This window comes from Micromonospora sp. CMU55-4 (genome assembly GCF_011602315.1).
GTDB lineage: Bacteria > Actinomycetota > Actinomycetes > Mycobacteriales > Micromonosporaceae > Micromonospora > Micromonospora chalcea.
The window spans coordinates 149,680-174,411 of sequence record NZ_JAAOLH010000013.1; the positions used below are offsets into that span (position 1 = coordinate 149,680).

A 24,732-nucleotide genomic window follows, 5' to 3' on the forward strand; every position below is an offset into this window, starting at 1 on the left:
CCCGCCCGGCGTTGACACCCCGCCGTAGGGGCCGGTGAAATGATCCGTCCACCGACGTTCGGAGAGAGATCCGTGCCCGCTGCGCAGTCCGTACCCCGTCCCGGCCTGGACCGGCGACGGCTTCTCGGCGCGCTCGCCGGGCTGCCGCTGCTCGGCGGCGGGCTGCCGGCACTGGCCGGGTGCAGCCCGGAGGAGGCGGCCGTCGACGACGGCCCGGTCGAGCTGTCGGTGTTCTGGTGGGGCGGCGACCGGCGGGCGGCGGCCACCGAGCAGGCGCTGCGCCTGTACTCGCAGCAGAACCCCCGGGTCAGCTTCCGGGTCACCTGGCAGGGGTTGAGCGGCTACTACGACCGGCTGGCCACCCAGGCCACCGGCGGCAACCCGCCGGACCTGTTCCAGATCGACGACACGCTGCTCGCCGAGTACGCCGGCCGGGACATCCTGCTCGACCTCAGCCCGTACGCCGCCGACGGGCGGATCGACCTGCGCGAGGTGCCGGCGCAGCTGGCCCGCTACGGCCAGGTGGACGAGCGGACCGTGGGCGTGGCGGCCGCGCAGACCAGCGCGGCGCTGGTGTTCAACCGCGCGCTGCTGCGCCGGCTGGGCCAGCCCGAGCCGCGCACCGGGATGTCCTGGAAGGAATACGTCGCCTGGGCCGCCCGCGTGACCCGCGCCTCCGGCAACCGGGTGGCCGGCACCATGGACGCCTCCGGCGACTACCGGGCGCTCTGGCTGTGGCTGCGCGGCCAGGGCAGCGAGATGTACCGGGGGCGGCAGCTCGGTTTCAGCTCGGCCGAGCTGCTCGACTGGTTCGAGTTCTGGGAGGTGGCCCGCTTCGGCCGGGCCACCCCGAGCGCCGCGCTGGTCGAGCAGGCGGACAGCGGCGAGCTGGCCCGCCAGCTCGTGGTCACCGGGCACACCGCGGCCTCGTTCGCCTGGTCGCACCAGTTGCCGGAGCTGCAACGCCTGACCGACGACGAGCTGGCGGCGGTGGCCTTTCCGGGCACGCCCGCCGCCCAGTGGCCCCGGGCGTCGATGTACTGGGCCGGCTTCCAGGGCACCCGCCACCCGGAGGTGGTGGCGAACGTGATCGACTTCCTGACCACGAACGTGGCGGCCGGCCGGCTCCTCGGCGTGGAGCGCGGCCTCAACGCCAGCAAGCAGGTGCGCTCGTTCGTCGCCGGCGAGCTGACCGACCGGTCCGAGAAGCGCATGGCCGCGCTCGGCGCCGAACTGGACGGGCTGGCCGGTCCGTCACCCGCGCCGCCGCCCAAGGGACACGCCAAGGTCCGCACCCTGCTGATCGACGCGGCCGAGAGCATCCGCGGCAAGCGCTCCGGCGCCCGCACCGCCACCTCGCGCTTCATGGCCCAGGCCAACGCCGCCCTGGCGAGCTGACCCGCCCGCCGCGCCCGACCGACCGCCCTGCCCGGCGATCATGAGGTTGGCGGCGACAAATCGGACGCGGCGCACCGCCAACTTCATGATCAGCCGGGGCGGGCGGGCCCGGGGGTCAGCGCGGAGGGCGGTTGCGGCGTCCGCGTGTGAGCAGCAGCACCAGCAGCACGATGCCGCCGACCACCACGAGGCAGCAGAGCAGGCCGAGGAAGCCGAACCCGCCGCGACCGCGCCGGCGCGCCGCCTCCACCACGATCTCGCCGGTGCCCGACGACGCCCAGGCCGCGACCGGCACGAACACCGAGAGCACGACCGTACCGAGGACCGCGCCCAGGCGGCCCCACCACTTGTTCCATGCAGACATGCCCCCCATCCTCGCCGAGACCCGCAACCGGGGCACGGCGGATGAGGGCGGATGTCGCCGGACACGGCGAAGGACCCCGGAAAGAATTCCGAGGCCCTTCGTCACGAGTAGCGGGGACAGGATTTGAACCTGCGACCTCTGGGTTATGAGCCCAGCGAGCTACCGAGCTGCTCCACCCCGCGTCGGCTCGTAAAGCTTATCGCACTCCGATCCCGGAGATCAGCCGGGTCCCCGATCCTGCCGCCGGCCCGCGCGGACCGGCGGCAGGCGGAAACGGCGAAGGGCCCCGGAGAGAACTCCGGGGCCCTTCGTCACGAGTAGCGGGGACAGGATTTGAACCTGCGACCTCTGGGTTATGAGCCCAGCGAGCTACCGAGCTGCTCCACCCCGCGTCGGCTCGACAACCGTAGCGCACCGACCCGGGGAGGCGCAAAACGGGTACTCAGTCCAGCCACCGCCGGACCGCCTCGACCGCCCGGCGGCTGTCCGCGTCGAACTGGGCGCGCTCGGTCGAGGTGCTCTCCCAGCCCTGCTCCCACAGCAGCGACACCACGTCACCGACGCGGACCGCCCGAATCAGGTGCACCTCGTCGCCGCCGCTCGGATCGCCGTTCGCGTCCCGGTACGGCGTCCGCGTCTCGAACAGCACCGACTCGTCGCCGTACCCGCTGTCGGGCAGCAGACGCTGCCGCACCGTCACCGGCGGCGTACCCCGGGCGGGCTGCTCGGGGCAGGCCCGCACCGCGGCGCGCAGCTCGGCCAACGCGGCGCCGGCGCCGCCGGACCGGTAGATCGTGATGCTGTGCCGGTAGTTGCCCGACGGCACCTCGTCGGCCGAGGCCCCGGCCCGCCGGTACGGCAGCGACCGGGCCCGCCGCGCCACCACCCGCTCGTCGCCGGGGCTCGCGCCGCAGAGCACCGGCAGCACCGGCCCCGGGCCGAAGTAGTTACCGGTACCGGCGTCGTTCGCGGCCGGCAGCACGAAGAACGCCCGGTCCGGGATCGTGGTCGGGGTCGCCGCGGCCGGCGGCGTGGTGGTCACGGCCGGGCTCCGCGAGGCGGGGGTACGGCCGACGGACGGCGACGGCGGGGGCGGCGACGACGGCGCGACCGAAGGCGCGACGGACGACGGCCGCGGGGTGGGCGTACCCGCGGGCGGTGGAGCCGGGTCGGGGCCCGGCCCGGCGGCGAGCACCAGCTGGCTGCCGGCCACCGTGCCCGCGACCAGCCCGGCGGCGGCCAGGACGGTCAGCGCGGCCCGGCGGCGGGCCCAGCGGTCGGCGCTGCGGCGCAGCCGGTCCGGCGCCGGCAGCACCCGCTCGTCCGTGTCGGCGGCGAGGGACCGGTAGTAGCGGTGCAGTTCAGGCGACATCGTTGACCTCCAGCTCCTCGGCGGCGACGCCGGGCAACAGCTCGGCCAGCCGAGCCCGTCCCCGGGACAGCCAGGACTTCACAGTGCCGGCGGGAACCCCGGCCTCCCGGGCGATCTCCTCCACCGGCAGGTCGAACAGGTAGTGCAGGGCGAGCGCCTGCCGGTGCCGGGGCGGAAGCTGCCGCAGCGCCCCGACCAGCAGCACGGTGTCCTCGCCCGGCGGCCCGACGTCGGGCGGCGGCCCGGTGCGGCTGGCCGCGAGGCGCCACCCGCGCAGCCGCCGGAACCGGTCGGCCGCCAGCCGGCTGATCACCAGCCGCAGCCACGCCTCCGGAGCGGGATGGGCGGCGAGCTTCGCCCACTGCCGCCAGGCCCGCGCGTACGCCTCCTGCACGAGGTCCTGGGCCTCGGCCGGGTCGCCGGCCACCGCGTATCCGTACCGGATGGCCCGCCCCGACGTGCTGCGGTAGAAGTCGTCGAAGCTGTTCGCGTCCCGCATGTGCCCTCCCGCCCCCACACGTCCACCTGCACTGTTGACGGCGCAGTGCGGTCCGGGGTTGCGGGCGGGGAGTCCGGAAGACGACACGAGCCCGGGTCCGGGTGACCGTTGCGGTCCCGGACCACGGGCTCGTGGTGTCGGCTCGGCGTCAGCCGCTCGGCGTGGGCGCGGGCGACGTGGGCGCCGGCGGTGAGGGGCTGCCCGACGGCGCCGGGTTGCCCGAGCCGCCGGCCGCGGACTGTGCCTGCTGGAACGCGCTCATCGCCTCGTCCAGCGCCTTCAGCGCGCGCCCGTACCGCTCGAAGTCGCCGGACGCCTGCGCGGCCTTGACCTCGCTGATCGCGGTCTGCACCCGGGCCGCCGCCTGGGCCAGTTCGCCGGTCGCCGGCGGGGTGTTGTTGTCACCCCCGGTCGGCGTCGGCGTCGGCGTCGGCGTCTCGTTGTCGTCGGTGCTCGGCGGCGGGTTGTTGTTCGGCGCCCGCTTGCCCTGTTCGACGAGCTGCTTGATGCCGTCGTTGAGGTTGTTGGCGAGCACCACGTACGAGCCGCCGTCACCGTAGGAGAGCAGCACCTTCTGCAGCAGCGGGTACGCGTCCTGGTTGCTGCTCTTCACGTAGACCGGCTCGACGTAGAGCATGCCGTCGGCGAACGGCAGCGAGAGCAGGTTGCCGTACTGCACCTGGGCCTGGTTCGAGGAGAGCAGGTTGAGCTGCTGCCGGATGTCGCCGTTGTTCGTCATCTGCTGGTGCACCTGCGTCGGCCCGGAGATCCGGGTCTGGTCCGGCAGCTCCAGCACCTCCAGTTGTGGCTTGCCGTCGACGTACGAGCCGGAGACCAGCGCGGCGAGGTTCTGCCGCCCGTTCGGGGTGACCGCGGAGGTCAGCTGGAAGCGTGGCCCCTCCTGCCCGGGGAACTGGGTGAAGAGGTAGTACGGCGGCTGCTTCTGCCCGCTGTCCGGCGCGTCCGGCACGTTCGGCACCTGCCAGAAGTCCTGGCCGGAGTAGAAGTCGCCGGGGTCGGTGACGTGGAACTTGGTGAGCAGGTTGCGCTGCACCTTGAACATGTCCGCCGGGTAGCGGAAGTGCTCGGCCAGCTCGGCCGGGATGTCGCCCTTGGGTAGCACCAGGTCACCGCCGAACGCCTTGTTCCACGCCTTGAGCACCGGGTCGGTGTCGTCGTACGAGTAGAGCTTGACCGTGCCGTCGTAGGCGTCGACAGTCGCCTTCACCGAGTTGCGGATGTAGTTGACGTTCTCCCGGGCGAGCTGGAACGTGCCCCGGCCGGTCAGCTCGTCGGCGGTCTCCGCCTGGAGGTTGACCCGCTCGGCGTACGGGTAGGTCGCCGCCGTGGTGTAGCCGTCGATGATCCACAGGACCCGGCCGTTCACGACCGCCGGGTACGGGTCGCCGTCGAGCGTGAGGAACGGGGCGACCTTCTCCACCCGGTCACGCGGGTTGCGCACGTAGAGCAGCTTCGAGTTCTCGTTGACCGCCTCGGAGAGCAGGAAGTTCGGCTCCTGCTCCTTGATCGAGTAGAGCAGGCGGCGCGGGAACGAACCGATCTTGACGCCACCCTCGCCGCTGTACGTGTAGTACTGCTCGCCACCGGTGGAGGTGGGCCGGTCGAACTCGACGTTGCGGTCGCCGTTCTGGCCGACGATCGCGTAGTCCCCGGGCTCCATCCGCTCGCCGTAGTAGATCCGCGGCTGCTGGGCCGGGATCTCCTCAGCCGGCGAGGAACACGCCTCCTGCGCCTTCTCACCCAGGAAGCCGGAGACGAAGTACGGCTGACCGCCGCAGACCACCTGGTTCGCCGGGGCGGCCACCAGGCCGTACCCGTGGGTGTAGACGGTGTGGCGGTTGATCCAGTTGCTCTGCTGGTCGGTCAGCTCGCCGTAGTTGATCTCACGGACGCCGACCACGTAGTCGGAGGTCTTGTCCTTGACCGAGTACCTGTCGATGTCCAGCTTCGAGCCGAAGTCGTAGAAGCCACGTACCTGCTGGAGCTGGGTGTACGTCTCGGAGACCAGCTGCGGGTCGAGCAGCCGGATGTTCTGCACCACCGAGGTGTCGGTGGCCAGGCTGGCGGGTGGAACGAGGTTGCTCGCCGCGTACGGTGTGGTCTTCGTGCCTTCGAGGCCGAACGCGGTGCGGGTGGCCTTGATGCTGCGTTCGATGTACGGCGCTTCCTTGTCCCGGGCGCTCGGCTTGACCTCGAACGTCTGCACGGCCCACGGGTAGATGCCGCCGATCGCGACCGCGGAGACGCCGAGCAGGGCGAGCGAGATGCCCGGCCAGACCAGGTTCCGCATGACCGCGTTGGAGAACACGATGATCGCCAGCGCCACCAGGACGGAGATCCAGGCGAGGATCTCCTTCGCCGGCAGCAGCGCGTTGACGTCGGCGTAGCCGGCGCCGTAGAGCTTGGCGCTGTCGTTGTACTCCAGCAGCATGGCCCGCCGGTCCAGCACGTACGCGACGGCCTTGAGCAGCACGAAGAACGCGACCAGCGAGCTGAGGTGGGCGCGGGCGGCGTTCGTCATCCGGTCGCCGACGCCCTGCAGCCGCACCCCGCCGAAGATGTAGTGCACGGCGAGCGCGCCGAGCAGGGACAGCACGACGGCGGTGAAGCCGACGCCGAGCAGGTAGCGCCAGAACGGGAGCTGGAAGACGTAGAAGCCGACGTCGATGCCGAACTCGGGGTCCTTCACGCCGAAGTCGCCGCCGTTGCGGAACAGCAGCCACTGGCTCCACCGGCTCTGCGCGGACAGGCCGGCGAACAGCCCGACGACGGCGGCGGCGAGCGCGATCCAGGTGCCGAGGCGAGGGCTCAGGAGCATCCGGTAGCGCTCCAGCGTGGCCTGCTCGGCCGAGTGCGGGCGCATCCGGGGTCGCAGCCGGTAGGCGAGCCAGAGGTTGCCGGCCACGATCAGCGCCATGCCGACGCCGACCACCAGGAACAGCAGCAGCCGGGTGGCGAGCACGCCGGTGAAGACCTGGGTGTAGCGGACCTCGTTGAACCAGAGCCAGTCCGTCCATGCGTTGACGCCCCAGCCGAGCAGGGTGAACAAGACGAACACCCCGATCAGGACACCGATGGTGACGCGTCCGCGTCGGCTCATCCTCGGCAAGGGACTGCTACGCATGACCACTGTTGGCTCCGCACGCTCGATGTGATCGGCTCCGACCAGGCACCAAGAGTACGGGGTCATCCTGAGCACGTCGGGTCAAGGTCACGTCACGATCGGCACAGCAGTCGTGGTCCCGGCCGGTTCAGCAGCGCGTCGGCTGCCCCCCGGTACGCAGCGCCTCGAGTGCCTTCAATGCCTCGTCCAGCGTGGCGACCTTCAGCATCGGCAGGCCCGGCTGCGGGTTGCGGACGGCCTCGGCGCAGTTGTCGGCGGGCACCAGGAACGCGTTCGCGCCGGCCTCCTTGGCGCCGACGAGCTTCTGCGCGATACCGCCGATCGGGCCGACGCGGCCCTCGTCGTCGATGGTGCCGGTACCGGCGATGATCTTGCCGCCGGTCAGGTCGGCCGGCTCCAGCTTGTCGATGATGCCGAGCGAGAACATCAGCCCGGCGCTCGGCCCGCCGATGTCCCCCAGGTCGATCTTGAGGGTGAACGGGTGCGGCTGCTGCTGGTCGATCTCCACGCCGATCCGCGGTCGGCCGTCCTGCTCCTGGCTGGTCACCGTGGCCGTGCCGGGGGTGTCGCCGCGGGTGTAGCCGATCCGCAGCGCGGTGCCGGCCGGCTTCGACCGGATCAGCTCGGTCAGCTTGGCCGCGCTCGTCACCGGCACCCCGTCGACCGAGGTGAGCACGTCGTCGGGGCGCAGCACGTCGGCCGACGGCCCGCCCGCCGTGACCGCCTTGACCAGCACCTTGATCGGGTAGCCCAGCTCACGCAGGGCCGCCGTCTCGGCGCTGGTCTGCGAGTTCTGGAAGTCCTCCGCGTTGCGCTTCTCGACCTCCTCCTGCGACTGCCCCGGCGGGTAGACCAGCTCGCGCGGCACCACCGCCTCGTCCGAGGAGAACCATCCGGCCAGCGCCGACCGGAGCCGCACCGTCGGCTGCACGCCGACCGTGGTGAGCCGGAGCTGACCGGCGGACGTCGACGTCGCGCGGCCGGTCACCTGGATGACCTCCTTGCCGTCCTCGCTGCCCAGCGTGTTCACCGTCGGACCCGGGCCGAGCACCACGTACGGCAGCGGCACGCTCAGCACACCGACGCTGAGCAGTGCGGTGAGCAGGGCACCGAGCAGGACGGTCACGCCGCGACGTCTCATGCGCCAGAGCGTACCGATCCGCGCCCCGCCGCCCGGCGCGGTGACCCGAGGACTTCGCCCTCAGCGCAACGCCGAGTGGCACGACCTGCGGCGGGGCCCGCGTACCGTAGACGTCGTGCCTGATATTCCGTTCGGTTTCGCGCTCCCGGGTGGTCAACCACCGGACCCCAACGATCCCGCGGCGATGCAGCAGTTCATGTCGCAGTTGCAGCACCTGCTCTCGGCGCCGGGCAGCGGGCCGGTCAACTGGGACCTCGCCCGGCAGGTAGCCGCCAGCCAGCTCGCCGCCGCCGGCGACCCGGCGGTGTCGCCGTTCGAACGCAACGCGGTCGAGGAGGCGCTGCGCATCGCCGACCTCTGGCTCGAGCCGGCGACCTCGTGGCCCTCCGGCATCCGCACCTCGGTCGCCTGGAACCGCAACGAGTGGATCTTCAAGACGCTCGACGTGTGGCGCAAGCTCTGCGACCCGGTCGCCAGCCGGATGGTCGGCGCGATGGGCGACCTGGTGCCGCCGGAGGCCCGCGCCCAGCTCGGCCCGATGCAGTCGATGGTCGCCACGCTCGGCGGCGCGCTCTTCGGCGGCCAGCTCGGCCAGGCACTCGGCTCGCTCGCCGCCGAGGTGCTCTCCGCCGGCGACATCGGCCTGCCGCTCGGCCCCGCCGGCACCGCCGCGCTCGTCCCCGCCAACATCAAGGCGTACGGCGAGGGCCTGGAGCTGCCCGAGGACGAGGTACGCCTCTACGTGGCCCTGCGCGAGGCCGCCCACCAGCGGCTGTTCCAGCACGTGCCGTGGCTGCGCGGGCACGTGCTGACGGCGGTGGAGAACTACGCCGCGGGCATCCGGGTCAACCGGGAGGCGATCGAGGAGGCGATGGGCCGGGTCGACCCGACCGACCCGGAGTCGATGCAGGCGATCGCGCTGGAGGGCATCTTCACGCCCGAGGACACTCCCGCGCAGAAGGCGTCGCTGGCCCGGCTGGAGACCGTACTCGCCCTGGTCGAGGGCTGGGTCTGCCACGTCGTCGACAGCGCCGCCGGTGACCGCCTCCCCAACGTCGTACGCCTCGGCGAGGCGTTCCGCCGCCGCCGCGCCGCGGGTGGCCCGGCCGAGCAGACGTTCGCCGCGCTCGTCGGTCTCGAACTGCGGCCCCGCCGGCTGCGCGAGGCCACTGTGCTGTGGGCGGCGCTGACCGAGCACCGCGGCATCGCCGGCCGGGACGCGATCTGGGGCCACCCGGACCTGCTGCCCTCCGACGACGACTTCGCCGCGCCGGAGGCGTTCGCCACGACCAGCACCGATCTCGACGACGAGCTGGCGAACTTCGACTTCTCCGCGCCGGGCGCCCCGGAGGAGAAGTCCCCCGGCGAGGACGACGACAAGCGCTGACGCAGTACACCCCCCGGCCCGCCCCGGCCCGGCCCGGCCCGGCCCGTCGATCTTGGAGTTGTGGCGCCCAGGATGCCCGAGTAGCGACGTCTGTCAGGCACCACAACTCCAAGATCGGCGGAGTGGCCGGATGCGCGGAGTGGCCGGATGCGCGGCGAGGCAGTAGGGACAGGGGTCAGACGGGGCGGCCGGACAGCAGGGCCCGGGTGGCCTCCCAGCCCTCGACGGCCGGGTCGAGCGCGGCCAGGTCGGCGGGACCGCGCATCCGGCGCCAGCCGGCGGTGACCGCCACGTCCCCCGGGCTCGGCGCGGCCCGGCGCACCTCGGCCGGCGCGGTCGTGTCCAGGTCCAGCGCCGGCAACCACGCCGGTACGGGCAGTCGAGCAGCCACTCCCAGCAGCCCGGTTCCGCCTCCCTCGACCGGGGCCACCGCCACCGGCCGGGTGGTCAGCGGCCGCAGCAGCTTGCCGAGCGTCAGCCCCGGCACGTCCGGCGCGTCCGCCGCCACCACTGCCACCTGGTCGTAGCCCGCAGCGGCGAGCGTCGCGAACACCGCGTTCGGCGTCGGCTCCGGCACCTCGTACACCGGGGTGCCGGGCCAGACCACGGCGTCGGCCAGCCAGCGGTCCGGTGCGGTGACCGCGACGGCGGTCTCCACCTCGTTCAGCGTGGCGAGCAGGTCGACCACGTCCTCGGCGAGGGCGGTACGCCATCGCGCCGGCTCGATTCCGGGCGGCGTCCAGGTCACCGGGCCGAGCAACGCCACCACCACACGTCGGGACACCCGCCGACCTTAACCCCACCCCACACGCGATCATGAAGTTGACGGTGACGAAACGGACGGATCACCAGGCCAACCTCATGATCAACCGCGCGCGGGCGGGGGCGCGGTCAGGGGATGGCGGCGGTGGCGGCCACGCCCTCCAGGTAGCCGCGCGCCCGCTCCGAGCGCGGGTACCGGGCGACCAGCGCCCAGAACTCGGCGTTGTGACTGGGCACGATGAGGTGCGTCAGCTCGTGCAGGAGGACGTAGTCGATCACCCAGTCGGGCATGTCCTGGATCCGGTGCGAGATCCGGATGGTGCGGTCGGCGGGGGTGCAGGAGCCCCAGCGGCCGTTCTGGTTGGTCACCCAGCGCACGCTCGCGGGCACGGCGGCCGAGCCGTACTCGGGAAGGTAACTGTCGATCAGGCGGCGGGCGCGGGCGAGCAGTTCGGCGTCCGAGCGGGCGAGCCGGCCCTCGCGGGCGGCGAGCCGGGCCAGCATCCGGTCGACCCACTCGCTCTCCTCGGCCCGGGAGAACTGGTCGGGGATCAGCACGACGACGCGCTCCCCGTCCCGGTACGCGGACACCGTGCGCCGCCGGCGCTGACTGCGCCGTACCTCGACGACGGGCTTCCGCGTCACGGCCATTACCGGCCCGCGCAGCCTCGGTTGACTGTCACGATGGAAAGCTAATGCGTACTGACCAGGACTCCGCAAGAGTCAACACGACGACACGCGCCCGGAAAATGGCGGTTGATTGTCAGGAGTCCAGAAAAAATTCTTTGCGCTGGTAGATGACCATCACCAACCGACCCTCTGCAACGTTAAGTGATCTACGGTGAGTGACCGGCGTCAGGGGCACACGAAGGGGATCTGGGCGCTTTTACCCGGCGTGTCCGCGCGAAACTGACTTATCCGACGTAACTCGGCATGCACACTCTCGACGTCGACTAGCTCACAGAGTCGGCGTACAGCTGACATGGAACCGCCCAGACCTGGGTAGGGTCCGCCAACCACGGTCAGGTGACTGATCGCGGAGAACCCCCCGGCGCCGACGTCACGTTCGGCCGCAGGGAGACCGCCGGGACAACCTCCGGCGGACGAGACGAGGAGGCTACCGTGGCCGACCAGGCCCAGACCTACAACGGTTACTGCGTCAAGTGCAAGGAGAAGCGGGACTTCGAGGGGCACGTGGAGGTCTCGAAGACCGGCATGAACATGGCCAAGGGCAAGTGCCCGGTGTGCGGCACAACAGTGAACCGCATCCTGGGCAAGGCCAAGGTCTGACCGCTCCACGGGGAGGGCGGCCCTCGGCCGCCCTCCCCGTCGGGTAACCGACACAGTTACCCGCCAGTTGTGGAAAACCGGCGAGATCCTGTGGACAAGGCTGGCCACGGCTCGCCGCACCTGTGGACAACGAACGACGGAGCGCTTGGAGACGGTCACTATCGGTGGCGTGACCGATCCGACACCGCTCGTCCGTCCGATCCTGCTGCCCGGCCTGACCCGGCTCTGGCGCGACCGCCACACGCTCCAACTCGGTGAGCTGCCCGGCCGGGCGGTGCTGCTGGAGATGTCCTCGCCGGGCACGGCCCGCCTGCTCGACCTGCTCGACGGCACCCGCAGCGAGCGCGCCGTGCTGGCCGAGGCCGGCGCCGCCCGGGTGCCGCCCGACGAGGCACGCGCGCTGCTCGACACGCTCCGCGACGCCGGCCTGGTGGTGCCCGCGCAGGCCCTGTTCCCCCGTGACCTCGCCGGCGCGGCCCGGACCCGGTTGGCAGCCGAGGCCGCCGCGCTGGCGCTTACCTGCCCCGACCTGCCCGGCACACCGGCCCGGCTGCTGCGCCGCCGCCGGTCCGCCCGGGTGCTGGTCACCGGCACGGGACGACTCGGCGCGGCGGTCGCCGTCGCGCTGGCCCAGGCCGGCGTCGGGCACGTCGTACCCGATCTGGCCGGCCCGGTCGGCGCCGGCGACCTGGTCGGCACCGGCCTGACCGCCGCGGAGCTGGGCCGGCCGCTGGGCCCGGCGGTACGCGCGGCGCTGGAGCGGTGCGCGCCGGGCACTGCCACGACCCCGATCCGGGCGGCCCGGCCGGACCTGGTGGTGCAGCTCGGCGTGGACCGGCCGGCCGAGCTGCTGGCCACCGGGTACGCCCGCCGACGCCAGCCCCACCTGCTGCTCGACCTGCGCGGCGGCGTACCCGTGATCGGCCCGCTGGTCCGCCCACCCGTCGGTCCGTGCCTGCGCTGCCTCGACCTGCACCGCGGCGACCGGGACCCGGACTGGCCGGCGCTCGCCGCCCAGCTCGCCGCCGACCGGGGCGAGCGGGCCTGCGCCGCCACCACCCGGCTCGCCGCCGCCGCGTTCGCCACGGCCGAGGCGCTGGCCCAGCTCGACGGCGGCCACCCGGAGACGCTCGGCGGCGCGGTGGAGGTCGCAGCCCCGGGCCGGGTGCGTCACCGACGGTGGCCGCCGCACCCCTCCTGTGGCTGCTGCCGGCGTCGCCCGATCCGGTCGGCCCCGGCCGCTCCCGGCCGCACGGCAGCAGCGAGGGCCCCGAGTCGGTAACAATGGCCGGGTGACCGACATCCCGCGCCGGGCCGTGTCCCGCACCGCCAAACTCGCCGCCCTGCCGCTCGGATTCGCCGGTCGAACCGTCCTCGGCATGGGCAAGCGGGTGACCGGGCTCGCGTCCGACGTCATCTCCGCCGAGATCCAGCAGCGCACCGCCGAGCAGCTGTTCAGCGTGCTCGGGCAGCTCAAGGGCGGGGCGATGAAGTTCGGCCAGGCCCTGTCGGTGTTCGAGGCGGCGCTGCCCGAGGAGGTGGCCGCACCCTACCGGCAGGCGCTCACCAAGCTCCAGGAGGCCGCCCCGCCGCTGCCGGCGGCGACGGTGCACAAGGTGCTCGCCGAGCAGCTCGGCCCGGACTGGCGCGACCGGTTCGTCGAGTTCAACGACACCCCGGCCGCGGCGGCCAGCATCGGCCAGGTGCACCGCGCCCTCTGGCGCGACCCCGGGTACGGCCCGAACGGCGGCCCGCAGCACCGGGACGTGGCCGTGAAGATCCAGTACCCGGGCGCAGGTGACGCCCTGCTCGCCGACCTCAAGCAGCTCTCCCGGCTCGGCGGCATGTTCCGGGCGATCCAGCCGGGGCTGGACGTGAAGCCGCTCCTGGCCGAACTGCGCGAGCGCATCACCGAGGAACTGGACTACGAGCTGGAGGCGGAGTCGCAGCGGGCGTTCGCCGCCGCGTACGCCGACGACCCGGACATCTTCATCCCGGAGGTGCTCGACGCCGCGCCCCGGGTGCTGATCACCGAGTGGGTCGAGGGCATCCCGCTGTCCCAGATCATCCGGGAGGGCACCGAGGAGCAGCGCGACGAGGCCGGCCGGCTGATGGCCGAGCTGCACCTCTCCGCGCCGGAGCGGGCCGGGTTGCTGCACGCCGACCCGCACCCGGGCAACTTCCGGCTGCTGCCGGACGGGCGGCTCGGCGTGATCGACTTCGGCGCGGTGGCCCGGATGCCGCAGGGCACGCCGGAGCCGATCGGCCGGATCGCGGCGCTCGCGCTGAACGGCGACGCCGACGCCGTGGTGGAGGGGCTGCGTGCCGAGGGCTTCGTCAGCCGCACCGAGTCGATCGACGCCCCGGCGGTGCTCGACTTCCTGCGTCCGATGCTGGAGCCGATCGCGGCCGACGAGTTCCGCTTCACCCGGGCCTGGCTGCGCGCCGAGGCGACCCGGCTGGCCAGTCCCCGCTCCCCCGCGTACCAGCTCAGCCGCCAGCTCAACCTGCCCCCGTCGTATCTGATGATCCATCGGGTCACGCTGGGTTCGATCGGCGTGCTCTGCCAGCTGGAGGCGAAGGCGTCCTACCGGTCGATCCTGGAACGCTGGCTGCCCGGCTTCGCGCCGGTGCCCTGAGCACCGGCTGGGCACGGAGCAGGCGAAGGGGCGGTGACCAGCAGGTCACCGCCCCTTCCTCACGCGATCGTTCTACAGGACGCCCAGGTCGCGGGCCGACTGGCTGCGACTCCGCATGGCGACGGTACGGGCGGAACGGGTTGCCTCAGTGCTCGTGGTGGTGCGACCGGCCTGAGGCCGGCGCATTCGGGCCCTGGACAACGCTTCGTGGAGTAGTTGCATCTCGAATCCGTTCGGCAGGTTCAGCATCAGAATTTCTCTCTCAGGTCGGCCGGTGGAGGGACACCGGCATCGGTCGGTCTTGGAACGTAGGTGTGTCAGGCTGCCAGCCGGACGGCGCTACGCGACTCGGACAGCCCGCTGGCCGCCAGTCGCGCCTCCGCCTCGACCCGGAGCTGCGCGTCGCGGGCGAGGTCCTCCTTGCGCGGACGGCCACGGGGCCGCTTGCGCGGAACGACCGCGCCACGCTCGAAGATCTCGCCGCCCCAGACGCCCCAGGGCTCGGCTCGCTCGACCGCCCCGGCCAGGCACTCGACGCGCAGCGGGCAGTCCCCGCAGAGCGACTTGGCCAGCTCGAGCTCGGCGGGCGAGTCGGAGAACCACAGGTCGGGGTCGAACTTCCGGCAGGGCAGGTTCGCCTCCACGTCGACGCTCACGTCGAGGGGGGCCAACGCCAGACTCATCCTCCGGTCACCTCTCTCTCACTTCGATCTCGTGGATCGCATTCCGACGTACTTCGGCGGGACAAAAAACTGAGGCCGCGGATCCCGGTATGCGGGTTCCGCGGCCTCGAGGTGAGCCGGCGTCTGATGGATCAGACCGGTCTACCTCGAGGTGGAACGCCGCGGACATCCGTGCGCTTCTTGGCGCCATCGATGCCCTTGCCCGCGAAGCCACTGGTCCCCTCGACTCCGGCGATCGGCGCAACGGTCAGGTTCAGCTCGGCCTGAACCTGGACCTGGTGCACCTGCGGAGCCGACGGTCGAGCGGCGAGGGCCACCCGGACAGCCGACAGCGGAGCGACGGCAGACGGCATCGCCGCGAGACGCTCATAGTTGAAGATCTTCACTGCTGCCACCTCCCTACTCTCCTCGTGCCGACCGTGGACTCATCCCCGTTGAGCAGCCAGAACAGCGCCGCTCGCGAGGTGTGTCATGAGGCTATTCCTCGCCCTCGGGCGAGGGCAAACGATTTACGGCTAGTTTTCAGAAGTTTTCTGTGAGCAGACCTCGTCCACCGTGGCGCCCGCCACCAGGGCGAGGACCGTATCACCGTAAAGCCCGACTTTTCGGGGCCCGATCCCGGCGATCGCCACCAGTTCCTCGGTGCGACCGGGCTTCCGTTCGGCCAGCGCGGTGAGCGTGGCGTCGGTGAAGACCACGTACGCCGGCACCTTCTGCGCTCCCGCGACCCGCTGCCGCCAATCGCGCAGCCGCTCGTACAGCTCCTCGTCGATGTCAGACGGGCAGGTCGGGCAGCGGCCCAGTTTGCGGTCCGCGCCGGCGAGCAGCGTCGCGCCGCAGATCCGGCACGAGACCACCTGCGGCCGGCGCCGCTCGGCCCGCCGCGCCGGTCCGCCGCCGCCGGCCCGCTCGCCGCCGCCGGAGCGGTCGAGCTGCGGCAGGAACCGCGACGGCCGCCGGGGCCGCCCACCCGGCGAGCGCGCCGTGGCGTACGACAGCCAGAGCCACTCCCGGGCCCGGGTGATCCCGACGTAGAGCAGCCGCCGTTCCTCCTCGACCTGCTCCATGGTCTTCGCGTACGTGGTGGGCAGCGTGCCCTCGGCCAGCCCGACCAGGAACACCGCGTCCCACTCCAGCCCCTTCGCCGAGTGCAGCGACGCGAGCGTGACCCCCTCGACGGTGGGCACGTGCTGCTGGGCGGCCCGCCGGGCCAGTTCCTCGGTGAACCCGGTCAGCCCCGGCTCCGCCTCGGCGTCGGCGGCGTACTCCTCGGCGAGCTGGACCAGCGCGGCGAGCGCCTCCCACCGCTCGCGCGCGGCGCCGCCGGGCGGGGGCGCGTCGGGCGCCCAGCCGACCGCCGAGAGCCCTTCGACCACGGCGGCCGGCAGCGGCGTGTCGACGGACGCCGACCGGGTGGCGGCGCGCAGCGCGATCATCGCCTGGCGCACCTCGGGCCGTTCGAAGAACCGCTCCGCGCCCTGGAGCACGTACGGCACGCCGGCCTCGGAGAGCGCCTTCTCGTACGCCTCGGACTGCGCGTTGGTGCGGAACAGCACAGCGATCTCCCGCGCCGGGGTGCCGCCCGCGACCAGCGCCCGGCAGCGGGCGGCGACCGCGTTCGCCTCGGCCGGCTCGTCGGTGAAGATCCGCAGTTCCGGCTCCGGACCGGGCCGGCGCTGGCCGTGCAGCTCCAGCCGCAGCCGCGCCTCGGTGCCCCGCGCCTGGGAGATCACCGCGTTGGCCAGCCCGACCACCTGCGGGGTGGAGCGGTAGTCGCGGACCAGCCGGACCACTGTCGCGCCCCGGTGCAGCCGGGGGAAGTCGACCAGGTACGACGAGGTCGCGCCGGTGAACGAGTAGATCGTCTGACTGGCGTCGCCGACCACTGTCAGGTCGTCCCGGCCACCCAGCCACGCCTCCAGCAGCCGCTGCTGGAGCGGGTTGACGTCCTGGTACTCGTCGACCACGAAGTGCCGGTACTGGTTGCGCACCTGCTCGGCGACGTCCGGGTGCTCCTCGATGCCCCAGACCGCGGCGCGCAGCATGTCCTCGAAGTCGATCACCCCGTTGCCGCGCTTGAGCCGCTCGTACGCGTCGAACACGTCGGCCACCCGGGCCGGCTCGTACGGCGTCTCGCGCAGCGCCTTGGCCGCGGCGACGACGTATTCCCCGGGCTCGACCAGCGACGACTTGGCCCATTCGATCTCGGCGGCGAGGTCGCGCGCGGCGGCCCGGTCGGCGCGCAGCCCGACCTTGGCGGCGGCGAGCGTGACCACCCGCACCTTGCTGTCCAGCAGCTCCGGCATGGCCCGCCCGGCCAGCAGCCGGGGCGCGAAGTAGCGGACCTGCCGCAGCGCCGCCGCGTGGAACGTGCGCGCCTGCACCCCCTGCACGCCGAGCACGGTGAGGCGGCTGCGCATCTCGGCCGCGGCGCGGGCGGTGAACGTGACCGCCAGCACGTGCCGGCCGGCGATGTCGCCGGTCAGCGCCCGGTACGCGATCCGCGACGTCACCGCCCGCGTCTTGCCGGTGCCGGCGCCGGCCAGGATGCAGACCGGCCCGGCCGGGGCGGTCACCGCGGACCGCTGCTCCGGATCTAGCCCGGCCAGCACCCGTTCCGCACCTGAGTGAACGCCCACAGCAGGGAATCATCCCAGCATCGTGTGACGTTGCAGCGGTTAGCCTGGCCTGATCGGACCGGGCGCGAGCCACCCCTTGGAGGACCAGACCATGCTGACGATGTATTCCACCCCGTGGTGCGGCTACTGCCACCGGCTGAAGTCGCAGCTCGACCGGGAGGGCATCGCGTACGAGGTGGTCGACATCGAGCAGGACCCCGCGGCCGCGGACTTCGTGATGAGCGTCAACGGCGGCAACCAGACCGTCCCGACGCTGCGCTTCGCCGACGGCAGCGCCCTGACCAACCCCTCGATCAACCAGGTCAAGCAGCACCTGGCCGCGCTGCCCGGCTGATCTTCCGCGACACTGCGAGCGGCTGTACCCGACCCGAGTACGGCCGCTCGCCGTCGTTCAGGAGCCGCCCCGACTGAGCACGCCGTCGTCGGCCGGCTTCCGGGGCCCCGGGATCCGCACCGGCCCGGCGACCGGCGCGCTCAGCCCGCGGCCCCGCCACAGGTAGAGGCCGGCCGCCGTGGTGACCGCCCCGACCACTGCGAACAGCAGCCGGTAGTCGAACACGCCGACGAGCAGCGCGCCGGTGCCGATGGAGAGCGCCTGCGGACCGCTGACCAGGGCCTCCGACGCCGCGGTGACCCGGCCGAGCAGCCGCGGCGGGGTCCGCCGCTGGATCAGCGTGTTCAACCCCACCATGGTCAGCGGTAGCGACAGGCCGGCCAGCAGCAGCGCCACCACCCCGAGCCACAACCGGGGGTACGCGAGCGCCAGCGCGGCCGGTCCGAAGAACGTCACCCCGGCGGCCAGCGCCCCGACTTCGCCGTACCGGCGGACCACGGCGGCCGAGAACAGGCCGCCGACCAGGCCGCCGACGCCCTGCACCATGACCAGCACGCCGACGAACGCGGCCTCGCGGCGCAGACCCAGGTCGACGTACGCGAAGATCAGCGACTCGGTGAAGCCCATCACCAGCGAGCCGAGCCCGTACCCGAGCAGCGCCCGGCGCAGCGCCGGCTCGCCGGTCAGGTGGCGCAGCCCGGCGCTCAGCTCGGACGGCCCGCGGCGGCCGGACCGCGACGGTTCCCGCTCCTGCGCCCGCAGCCGGCCGACCACCGCCGCGGCCACCAGGAATCCGGTCATGGCCAGGACGGCGAGCAGCCAGCCGCCGACGGCGGCGTAGACGCCCGCCCCGGCGAGCGGCCCGATCAGCCGCAGGCCCTGCCGGACCGTTTGCAGCAGTCCGTTCGCGTCGGCCAGCGACTCGGCCGGAACGAGATGCCGGATCAGTCCGTTGAGCACGGCGGCGAGGGTGATGTACGACAGTCCGTAGAACGCCGCGACCACGTAGATCACCCAGACGTCGGAGCGGTCCCGGACCGTGAGCAGCGGACTGAGCAGCGCCGCGGCGACCAGGTTGGCAGCGATGAAGAAGGGTTTCCGGCGGTAGCGGTCGACCACCCAGCCGACGAGCGGGGCGAGGGCCATCGGTGCGATGACCGCGAAGATGGTCGCCCCCGCCATGCTGTCCGACCCGGTCAGATCCTTGACCCAGACGGCCAGAGCGAGCAGCAGCACCGACTCCGCCGCCATGCTCGCCACCACTGCGGCGAAGAGGAGACGGAAGTCGGGGCGGCGCAGGACGGTGCGCATCGGGTTGCCTCCGGCAGGGGTGCGCCACCAGGGGCGCGTCGGGGGTGGGCGCTGGTGAAGACACCCTCCACAGTCCTCTTTTTGTCTCGTGACACGCCCGTGCCGGAACCTCCGACGCCGGTCGCGACGTCCATACTGACCGTGGGGGGCGAATTTCATACAGTTACCGTCGCGTCCTGCGACGGTCGACGGGAAAGAGGACGCCGTGCCTCCTGCCGTACCAGGCCCGATTCTGCGCCGCCGTCGACTCGGCATCGAGCTGCGCCGGCTCCGCGAACAGGCCGGTCTGACCGGTGACCAGGTCATCGAGCGGATCGGCTGGGCCTCCGCATCCAAGTTGTCCCGCCTGGAGAACGGCCGCAGCCGGCCCGACCCGGACGACGTGGACGTGCTGTTGACGCTCTACGGCGCCGACGAGGAGCAGCGCGCGGAACTGACCGGCATCACCCACGAGGCCGGCGACATGCGCGGCTGGCTGCGCAACTTCCCGGTGATGACCCAGCAGCAGCGCGCCTTCGCCGAGCTGGAGGCCGGCTGCGCGGAGATCTCCGAGTACAACCCGGTGCTGGTCCCGGGGCTGCTGCAGACGCCGGGGTACGCCCGGCACCGGATCATGTCGGCGGCGCAGGTCGCCGCCCAGGCCGGCGACCAGGAGCACGAGGACCCGGAGACCGAGGTACGCGCGCGGCAGGCCCGCCAGTCGCTGCTGACCCGCTCCCCCGACGTGCCCCGGTACACGGCCGTGCTGGAGGAGGCCGCCCTCGGCCGGCGGGCCGGCCCGCCGGAGGTGCTGCACGACCAGCTCGTCCACCTGTGCGAGATGGCCCTGCTCCCGAACGTGACGTTGCTGCTGCTGTTGCGGGACACCCGGGTCGGCGACTGGTACCTTCCGCCGACCGCGTTCTCGGTCTACCGGTTCGCCGATCCGCTCGATCCGGAGACATTGGCCATCGAAGGTGGGTTCACCGACGTCATGTCGACCGAGGTGAACACCCTAAATCGCTATAAAGTGGTGTTCGAGTGGCTATGCTCGTCGGCACTCTCCGCATCGGACACCCTCTCCTGGTTGATCGAGGCGACAGGACGGCTGACCGGCACGGCAGTCGAGTCCACGGCGGTGTACGGGCCGGCAACGGCGCCGACCCAGCGCCGCCGGGACTCGGGGCGCCTCACCACGGAGCGGTGATCCGGTAGGGACACCGTCCGCGCTCCGGCGTCGCTCGGTCCCATCGGAGCACCTCACCAGGAGCAAGCACCATGAACGAGATCCGTACCAGCACGACCGCCCTCTCGGGACAGCTCGTGGGCGCCGCCTGGCGCAAGAGCACCCGCAGCCAGACCTCCAACTGCGTGGAGGTCGCGCCGCTCGGCACCGGGCCGGCGACCATGGCGCTGCGGGACAGCAAGGACCCGAGCGGGCCGGTCCTGCTGTTCGACCGGGCCGGCTGGCTCGGCTTCCTCGCCGGAGCGAAGAACGGTCAGTTCGATCTGGACTGATCCGGCGAACGTTCGGGGCCGTCGGCGTCACGCCGGCGGCCCCCTCGCGTGTCCGGCCCCGACAACGGTCCTGACCTGGCATCCCCCGATCGGTCGACGTGGCGCGTTCCACTTGTCGGGAGGACACATCGGCGTAACATGACGCGGGAGTGACGTGGAAGTTCCAGCGGGTAACCGTCCACTCTCCGGGGGACACCATGCGGTTCCTGATCGTCCGCACCGAGATCCGTACCGCCGCCGACGCCGACATCGCCGCCGCCTGGGCCGGTGGGGGCCGCCTGCGGGACGAGACGAGCACGCCGGAACCCCGCCGCCAGGTCGTCCACGCCGAGGACCGGGACGCCGCGCTCCTGCTCGCCCGAGCGCTGTCCGCCGTCGGGGCGGTACGCGCCGGCCGGCACCGGGTCAAGGTGCTGCCCATCGAGGACTCCGCACCGGGGCAGCCGTACCGCTGGCACGGTGGATGACCGGACGCTGACGTCCGTCGTGGCCGGACCGGCTTCCCCCGCCGATCATCGCCTCACCCGGCCACGACGGCCCGTGTTCCCGGCCCGCGACCGTCGCGGCAACGACGGTCCGGGCCGGGACCGTGCCCGCCCGGCCCTGCGCCCGCCAGCCGAAACGCCCCAACCCGACGGGCGGGCGGGACCAGGGCGGGTCAGCAGTGGCCGTCGAGCCAGCGGTGCACCAGGAACAGCGCGATCGACGACGGCGGCGGCAGGACCAGCCGGTCTCCCCCGCCCACCGGCACCGGCTCGCCGGCCAGCGCGGCCCCGATCTCCCGGCGGGTGAACCAGCGCGCGTGCGCGATCTCGGCCAGGTCGACCCGGATCGGCGCGTCGGCGTCGGCGCGGGCCAGGAATCCGAGCATCAGCGAGCCGGGGAACGGCCAGGACTGGCTGCCCACGTACGCGATCTCCTCGACCGGGACGCCTACCTCCTCGCGGACCTCGCGGAGCACGGCGGCCTCGGCCGACTCGCCGGGCTCGACGTATCCGGCCAGGCAGGAGTAGCGGCGCTGTCCCGGGGTGCGCGGCCAGGCCGCGTTGTTGCCGAGCAGGCAGAGGCCGTCCGCGCCGTCCATGCCGTCGTGCACCAGCACGATCATGGCCGGGTCGGTACGCGGCCAGACCCGGTCGCCGCCCGGGTCGATCCGTGACCAGCCGGCCTCGTCGGCCTGCGTCGCCTTCCCGGTCGTGGACGAGTAGCCGTGCCGCAGGTGCCAGTTGAGCAGCGCCAGCGCGGTGGTGAACAGGCCCGCGTCCCGGTCGGTCATCAGGTGGCCGACCTCGCGCAGGTGCGCCGGGCGGGTTTCCGGCAGCGCCGGCAGCGGCCCGTCGACCGCGAAGACCGGCACGCCGTCCGGCTCGACGCCGAGGAACATCGGCACCGACCGGGGCACCTCGGGCAGGTCGCCGGGGCCGACCAGGACCAGTTCGGGTGGGCTCGCCACGCCCCGGACCAGGGCACGCCCCTCGGCGGCGGAGTCGAGCACCAGCACCCGCGCCCGCTCCCACGCCTCGGCCAGCCAGGCCGGGTCGGTACGCCGGTGGGCGGCCCGGTCGAGCGTGGACCGGGCCAGCGGCGGCGCGGGCTCGCCGCTCACGCGGATTCCGTACGCACCGGTGTCAGCGCGGCGAGCGAGTCGGCCACCCGTTCGGCGTCGCCGAGCACGACGGTGACCGCGCGGGCCGGCGCCAGGTAGCGGGCGGCCACCTCGGCCACGTCGTCCACAGTCGCGGCGGCGAGCCGGGCTGCGTGCTCGGCGAGGAAGTCCAGTCGCAGCCCGTTGCCGGCGTACGCGCTGGTCAGCGACGCGAGCCCGGCCTGGGTCGACATGCCGAGCTGGAGCGTGCCGAGCGCGTACTGGCGGGCCTGCTCCAGCTCGTCGGCCTTCGGCGGCACCGTGGCGAGTCGGCCCAGCTCGTAGTTCGTCTCCACCAGCGCCGCCGCTGTCACCTCGGTGGCCACCTCGGCGCCGGCGATGAGCACCGAACCGGCCACCGAGTGCTCGACGAGCGAGTGCGGCCCGTACGTGTAGCCCTTGTCCTCGCGGATGTTCTCCACCCAGCGGGAGGAGAAGTAGCCGCCGAAGATGAGGTTCGCCAGTTGCAGCGCGGCGTGGTCCGGGTGGGTACGGGGCACCGCGGGCAGCGCGAGGCGTACCGAGGACTGCACCGAGCCGGGCCGGTCGACGAGCAGCAGCGGCCCGGGTTCCAGCGGCGGCGCGGGCGGCAGTTCGGCGACGTGGCCGTCGCCGCGCCAGCCGGCGAGCGCCTGCTCGGCCGCGTCCAGCGCCCGCTCCGGCGCCACGTCGCCGACGAGCACGAGCACCGCACCGGCCGGGTGCACCCGCTCGGCGTGCAGCCGGCGCAACGCGGCCGGGCGGACCGCCCGGACCTGGTCCGGGTCGGGCGTCTGCACGGCGTACGGGTGGCGGCCGTACACCCGCTTGAGCAGGGCGGTTCGGGCCAGGTGCGAGGGCTGGCTCTGGGCGACCTGGATGCGGTCGACCAGCCGGTCCCGTTCGGTCTCCACCCAGTCGGCCGGGTAGTTGGCGCCGGTGAGCACCTCGGCGAGCAGTTCCAGCATCCGGTCCAGGCCGGTGACCAGGCCCGCGCCGGAGAGCATCAACCGGTCCGGGTCGAGCCCGGCGGTCAGTCCGCCGCCGACCTTCTGCAGCTCGGCCGCGATCTCGGTGGCGCTGTGCGCCTGCGTGCCGGCGAGCATGGTCTGCGCCAGCATCGCGCCGCGGGCCAGGTGCGTGCGCCCGAACGGCATCCACAGTCGCAGCTCGACCAGCGGTACGGCGGAGCGGCGTACCGCGATCACGGTGAGGCCGTTGCGCAGCGTGCGCTCGGCCTGCTTGGGCACCTTGAGGCGGCGGTTCGGGCGCAGCGCCGGCAGCGGCCGGACGGCGGTGGCGGTGGTCGTACTCGTGCTCATCGGGCTCCTCCGGCGACGACCTCGACGGACGCGCGGCGCTCGGGCCGCAGGGTGGCGGCGGCGGCGCGGACCTGGTCCTCGGTCACCGCGCCGACCAGCCCGGGCAGCTCGTTGAGCAGGCCCGGCTCGCCGCGCTGCTGTTCCAGCACGGCCATCCGCAGCGCCCGGCCGAGCACCGCGTCGGTGTCGCGCAGCAGGTGGGTGGCCATCCGGGCCTGGGTGCGCGCCAGCTCTCCGTCGGTCAGCCCGTCGGTCGCCAGCCGGTCCAGTTCCTCGTCGATGGTGCGCAGCACCTTGTCCACGTCGCCGCCGGGCGGCAGGTGCGCCTGGAGCAGCAGCGCGGTGGGGTCGCGCACGTCGAACGGGTCGCCCATGAAACCGACGTACCCGCCGAGGCTGGTGACCGACCGGTCGCGCTGCACCAGCCGCTCGACCAGCCGGGACGCGTCGCCGTCGGTGAGCACCTCGGCCAGCACCACGTAGGGCAGGTAGCCGGCGAAGTCGTCGACCGGGTCGGGCACGCGCCACGCGCCGGCCACCGCCGGGAGCGGCGCCAGCGCGTCGGTGTACGTGCTGCGCCGCTCGGTGGTCAGGTCGGGCTCGGCGAAGTCGGGCCGCTGCGGGGCGGGACGGGCCGGGACGTCGCCGAAGTGCCGTTCGATGAGCGTGGTCGCCTCGGCCACGTCGATGTCGCCGCTGACCGCCAGTACGGCGTTGCCGCTGGCGTAGTAGCGGCGGAAGAAGTCGGCGGCGTCGGCCACCGTCGCCGACTCCAGGTCGTCGAAGGAGCCGTAGCCGTCGTGCGCGTTGGGGAAGGTGTCGAACATCACCGGAGGCAGCGTCAGCCAGGGGAACCCGCCGTACGGCCGGTTCAGCACGTTGACCCGGATCTCCTCCTTGACCACGTCGACCTGGTTGCGCAGGTTCTCCTCGGTCAGCCGGGGGCCGCGCATCCGGTCGGCCTCCAGGAACAGCGCGCGTTCCAGGGCGTTGGCGGGCAGCGTCTCGAAGTAGTCGGTGTAGTCCAGGTGGGTGGAGCCGTTGAACGTCCCGCCGGCGCCCTGGACGTGCCGGAAGTGGGCCAGCTTCTCCAGGTTCTCCGACCCCTGGAACATCAGGTGCTCGAAGAGGTGGGCGAAGCCGGTGCGTCCCTCCGGCTCGGAGCGGATGCCGACGTCGTAGACCACAGCCACCCCGATGACCGGGGCGCTGCGGTCCGGCGTGAGCACCACACGCAGGCCGTTGTCGAGGGTGAACCGTTCGGCCGGGTACTTCGTCGCTGGGATCTTCGCTCTCCGCGTGGACACGAGATCGACATTAGCGCT

The 24,732-nt window shown here is 72.8% G+C and carries 23 protein-coding genes and 2 tRNA genes; 9 read left to right on the plus strand and 16 right to left on the minus strand.

Annotated features, from left to right (window positions below; translation table 11 throughout):
* Positions 1 to 72 precede the first annotated feature (72 nt).
* Positions 73 to 1,398 (plus strand): ABC transporter substrate-binding protein, encoded by a 1,326-nt coding sequence (locus HA073_RS22245; RefSeq protein ID WP_166457203.1) that lies wholly within the window; start codon positions 73 to 75, stop codon positions 1,396 to 1,398.
* A gap of 115 nt (positions 1,399 to 1,513) precedes the next feature.
* Here the strand turns inward: HA073_RS22245 and HA073_RS22250 are convergent, their stop codons facing one another.
* The 7 genes from HA073_RS22250 to HA073_RS22280 all read right to left on the minus strand — a co-directional run bounded on the left by HA073_RS22250 (position 1,514) and on the right by HA073_RS22280 (position 7,919).
* Positions 1,514 to 1,762: a hypothetical protein gene (locus HA073_RS22250; protein WP_043328474.1), complete on the minus strand. Its 249-nt coding sequence runs from the start codon at positions 1,760 to 1,762 to the stop codon at positions 1,514 to 1,516.
* 108 nt (positions 1,763 to 1,870) lie between these two features.
* Positions 1,871 to 1,944, minus strand: a tRNA-Met gene (locus HA073_RS22255).
* Positions 1,945 to 2,080: 136 nt separating this feature from the next.
* Positions 2,081 to 2,154: transfer RNA gene (locus HA073_RS22260), tRNA-Met, on the minus strand.
* A gap of 50 nt (positions 2,155 to 2,204) precedes the next feature.
* Positions 2,205 to 3,134: a hypothetical protein gene (locus HA073_RS22265; RefSeq protein ID WP_166457204.1), complete on the minus strand. Its 930-nt coding sequence runs from the start codon at positions 3,132 to 3,134 to the stop codon at positions 2,205 to 2,207.
* A complete protein-coding gene (locus tag HA073_RS22270; RefSeq protein ID WP_043328470.1) occupies positions 3,124 to 3,633 on the minus strand; it encodes an RNA polymerase sigma factor in 510 nt (169 codons plus the stop codon). Before HA073_RS22270 ends, HA073_RS22265 begins: the two co-directional genes overlap by 11 nt.
* A 148-nt stretch (positions 3,634 to 3,781) precedes the next feature.
* Positions 3,782 to 6,778, minus strand: a complete 2,997-nt coding sequence (locus HA073_RS22275; RefSeq protein WP_205798147.1) for a UPF0182 family protein — start codon at positions 6,776 to 6,778, stop codon at positions 3,782 to 3,784.
* 127 nt (positions 6,779 to 6,905) lie between these two features.
* Positions 6,906 to 7,919, minus strand: coding sequence for a PDZ domain-containing protein (locus HA073_RS22280; protein WP_205798149.1), 1,014 nt, complete (start codon positions 7,917 to 7,919; stop codon positions 6,906 to 6,908).
* Positions 7,920 to 8,034: 115 nt separating this feature from the next.
* Between HA073_RS22280 and HA073_RS22285 the strand changes: the two genes are divergently transcribed.
* Positions 8,035 to 9,306 (plus strand): zinc-dependent metalloprotease, encoded by a 1,272-nt coding sequence (locus tag HA073_RS22285; RefSeq protein WP_082931089.1) that lies wholly within the window; start codon positions 8,035 to 8,037, stop codon positions 9,304 to 9,306.
* Positions 9,307 to 9,481: 175 nt separating this feature from the next.
* On the opposite strand, the gene HA073_RS22290 is transcribed toward HA073_RS22285, so the two are convergent.
* Together HA073_RS22290 and HA073_RS22295 are read right to left on the minus strand one after the other, a co-directional pair.
* Positions 9,482 to 10,090: a hypothetical protein gene (locus tag HA073_RS22290; RefSeq protein WP_166457206.1), complete on the minus strand. Its 609-nt coding sequence runs from the start codon at positions 10,088 to 10,090 to the stop codon at positions 9,482 to 9,484.
* Between the two features lie 107 nt (positions 10,091 to 10,197).
* Complete coding sequence (locus tag HA073_RS22295; RefSeq protein ID WP_043328464.1) at positions 10,198 to 10,719, minus strand: M48 family metallopeptidase; 522 nt, start codon at positions 10,717 to 10,719, stop codon at positions 10,198 to 10,200.
* 471 nt (positions 10,720 to 11,190) lie between these two features.
* Here HA073_RS22295 and HA073_RS30740 point away from each other — a divergent pair, with 471 nt between their 5' ends.
* The 3 genes from HA073_RS30740 (at position 11,191) to HA073_RS22310 (ending at position 13,997) form a co-directional block, all read left to right on the plus strand.
* Positions 11,191 to 11,358 (plus strand): DUF5679 domain-containing protein, encoded by a 168-nt coding sequence (locus HA073_RS30740; protein ID WP_007464795.1) that lies wholly within the window; start codon positions 11,191 to 11,193, stop codon positions 11,356 to 11,358.
* A 169-nt stretch (positions 11,359 to 11,527) separates the two neighbouring features.
* Positions 11,528 to 12,640, plus strand: a complete 1,113-nt coding sequence (locus HA073_RS22305; protein ID WP_146074852.1) for a TOMM precursor leader peptide-binding protein — start codon at positions 11,528 to 11,530, stop codon at positions 12,638 to 12,640.
* Between the two features lie 10 nt (positions 12,641 to 12,650).
* Entirely contained in the window at positions 12,651 to 13,997 is a 1,347-nt protein-coding gene (locus HA073_RS22310) for an AarF/ABC1/UbiB kinase family protein (RefSeq protein WP_030503671.1), read from the plus strand.
* Between the two features lie 317 nt (positions 13,998 to 14,314).
* On the opposite strand, the gene HA073_RS22315 is transcribed toward HA073_RS22310, so the two are convergent.
* The 3 genes from HA073_RS22315 to HA073_RS22325 form a co-directional block, all read right to left on the minus strand.
* On the minus strand, positions 14,315 to 14,680 hold the full coding sequence (locus tag HA073_RS22315; protein WP_030503670.1) for a WhiB family transcriptional regulator: 366 nt from the start codon (positions 14,678 to 14,680) through the stop codon (positions 14,315 to 14,317).
* 131 nt (positions 14,681 to 14,811) lie between these two features.
* Positions 14,812 to 15,066, minus strand: a complete 255-nt coding sequence (locus tag HA073_RS22320; protein WP_082931090.1) for a hypothetical protein — start codon at positions 15,064 to 15,066, stop codon at positions 14,812 to 14,814.
* A 129-nt stretch (positions 15,067 to 15,195) separates the two neighbouring features.
* Positions 15,196 to 17,319 carry an ATP-dependent DNA helicase UvrD2 gene (locus tag HA073_RS22325; RefSeq protein WP_166457207.1) on the minus strand — a complete coding sequence of 708 codons (2,124 nt, stop codon included), beginning with the start codon at positions 17,317 to 17,319 and terminating at the stop codon, positions 15,196 to 15,198.
* Between the two features lie 91 nt (positions 17,320 to 17,410).
* On the opposite strand from HA073_RS22325, the gene HA073_RS22330 reads away from it, so the two are divergent.
* A complete protein-coding gene (locus HA073_RS22330; RefSeq protein WP_043328458.1) occupies positions 17,411 to 17,653 on the plus strand; it encodes a mycoredoxin in 243 nt (80 codons plus the stop codon).
* 57 nt (positions 17,654 to 17,710) lie between these two features.
* On the opposite strand, the gene HA073_RS22335 is transcribed toward HA073_RS22330, so the two are convergent.
* On the minus strand, positions 17,711 to 18,964 hold the full coding sequence (locus tag HA073_RS22335) for an MFS transporter (RefSeq protein WP_043328456.1): 1,254 nt from the start codon (positions 18,962 to 18,964) through the stop codon (positions 17,711 to 17,713).
* Between the two features lie 205 nt (positions 18,965 to 19,169).
* Between HA073_RS22335 and HA073_RS22340 the strand changes: the two genes are divergently transcribed.
* From HA073_RS22340 to HA073_RS22350, 3 genes are all read left to right on the plus strand, one after another.
* Positions 19,170 to 20,150: a helix-turn-helix transcriptional regulator gene (locus tag HA073_RS22340; protein WP_030503665.1), complete on the plus strand. Its 981-nt coding sequence runs from the start codon at positions 19,170 to 19,172 to the stop codon at positions 20,148 to 20,150.
* A 71-nt stretch (positions 20,151 to 20,221) separates the two neighbouring features.
* Positions 20,222 to 20,461 carry a DUF397 domain-containing protein gene (locus tag HA073_RS22345; RefSeq protein ID WP_064447901.1) on the plus strand — a complete coding sequence of 80 codons (240 nt, stop codon included), beginning with the start codon at positions 20,222 to 20,224 and terminating at the stop codon, positions 20,459 to 20,461.
* Between the two features lie 197 nt (positions 20,462 to 20,658).
* A complete protein-coding gene (locus tag HA073_RS22350) occupies positions 20,659 to 20,928 on the plus strand; it encodes a hypothetical protein (RefSeq protein ID WP_043328453.1) in 270 nt (89 codons plus the stop codon).
* A gap of 191 nt (positions 20,929 to 21,119) precedes the next feature.
* On the opposite strand, the gene nudC is transcribed toward HA073_RS22350, so the two are convergent.
* The 3 genes from nudC to HA073_RS22365 are packed head-to-tail and all read right to left on the minus strand — an operon-like array spanning position 21,120 to position 24,714.
* Complete coding sequence (gene nudC, locus HA073_RS22355) at positions 21,120 to 22,067, minus strand: NAD(+) diphosphatase (RefSeq protein ID WP_166457208.1); 948 nt, start codon at positions 22,065 to 22,067, stop codon at positions 21,120 to 21,122.
* Entirely contained in the window at positions 22,064 to 23,407 is a 1,344-nt protein-coding gene (locus tag HA073_RS22360; RefSeq protein ID WP_043328450.1) for a pitrilysin family protein, read from the minus strand. Before HA073_RS22360 ends, nudC begins: the two co-directional genes overlap by 4 nt.
* On the minus strand, positions 23,404 to 24,714 hold the full coding sequence (locus HA073_RS22365) for a pitrilysin family protein (protein ID WP_166457209.1): 1,311 nt from the start codon (positions 24,712 to 24,714) through the stop codon (positions 23,404 to 23,406). The genes HA073_RS22360 and HA073_RS22365 overlap by 4 nt, the downstream gene beginning before the upstream one ends.
* Positions 24,715 to 24,732 lie beyond the last annotated feature (18 nt).

What these genes read in the sequence shown, in the direction of transcription:
- HA073_RS22295 (WP_043328464.1), bottom strand. Translation starts at nt 10,719, where the DNA reads ATGGCCGTGACGCGGAAGCCCGTCGTCGAGGTACGGCGCAGTCAGCGC.
- HA073_RS22345 (WP_064447901.1), top strand. Translation starts at nt 20,222, where the DNA reads ATGAACGAGATCCGTACCAGCACGACCGCCCTCTCGGGACAGCTCGTG.
- HA073_RS22250 (WP_043328474.1), bottom strand. Translation starts at nt 1,762, where the DNA reads ATGTCTGCATGGAACAAGTGGTGGGGCCGCCTGGGCGCGGTCCTCGGT.
- HA073_RS22350 (WP_043328453.1), top strand. Translation starts at nt 20,659, where the DNA reads ATGCGGTTCCTGATCGTCCGCACCGAGATCCGTACCGCCGCCGACGCC.
- HA073_RS22335 (WP_043328456.1), bottom strand. Translation starts at nt 18,964, where the DNA reads ATGCGCACCGTCCTGCGCCGCCCCGACTTCCGTCTCCTCTTCGCCGCA.
- HA073_RS22280 (WP_205798149.1), bottom strand. Translation starts at nt 7,919, where the DNA reads ATGAGACGTCGCGGCGTGACCGTCCTGCTCGGTGCCCTGCTCACCGCA.
- HA073_RS22315 (WP_030503670.1), bottom strand. Translation starts at nt 14,680, where the DNA reads ATGAGTCTGGCGTTGGCCCCCCTCGACGTGAGCGTCGACGTGGAGGCG.
- HA073_RS22270 (WP_043328470.1), bottom strand. Translation starts at nt 3,633, where the DNA reads ATGCGGGACGCGAACAGCTTCGACGACTTCTACCGCAGCACGTCGGGG.
- HA073_RS22275 (WP_205798147.1), bottom strand. Translation starts at nt 6,778, where the DNA reads ATGCGTAGCAGTCCCTTGCCGAGGATGAGCCGACGCGGACGCGTCACC.
- HA073_RS22265 (WP_166457204.1), bottom strand. Translation starts at nt 3,134, where the DNA reads ATGTCGCCTGAACTGCACCGCTACTACCGGTCCCTCGCCGCCGACACG.
- HA073_RS22360 (WP_043328450.1), bottom strand. Translation starts at nt 23,407, where the DNA reads ATGAGCACGAGTACGACCACCGCCACCGCCGTCCGGCCGCTGCCGGCG.
- HA073_RS22330 (WP_043328458.1), top strand. Translation starts at nt 17,411, where the DNA reads ATGCTGACGATGTATTCCACCCCGTGGTGCGGCTACTGCCACCGGCTG.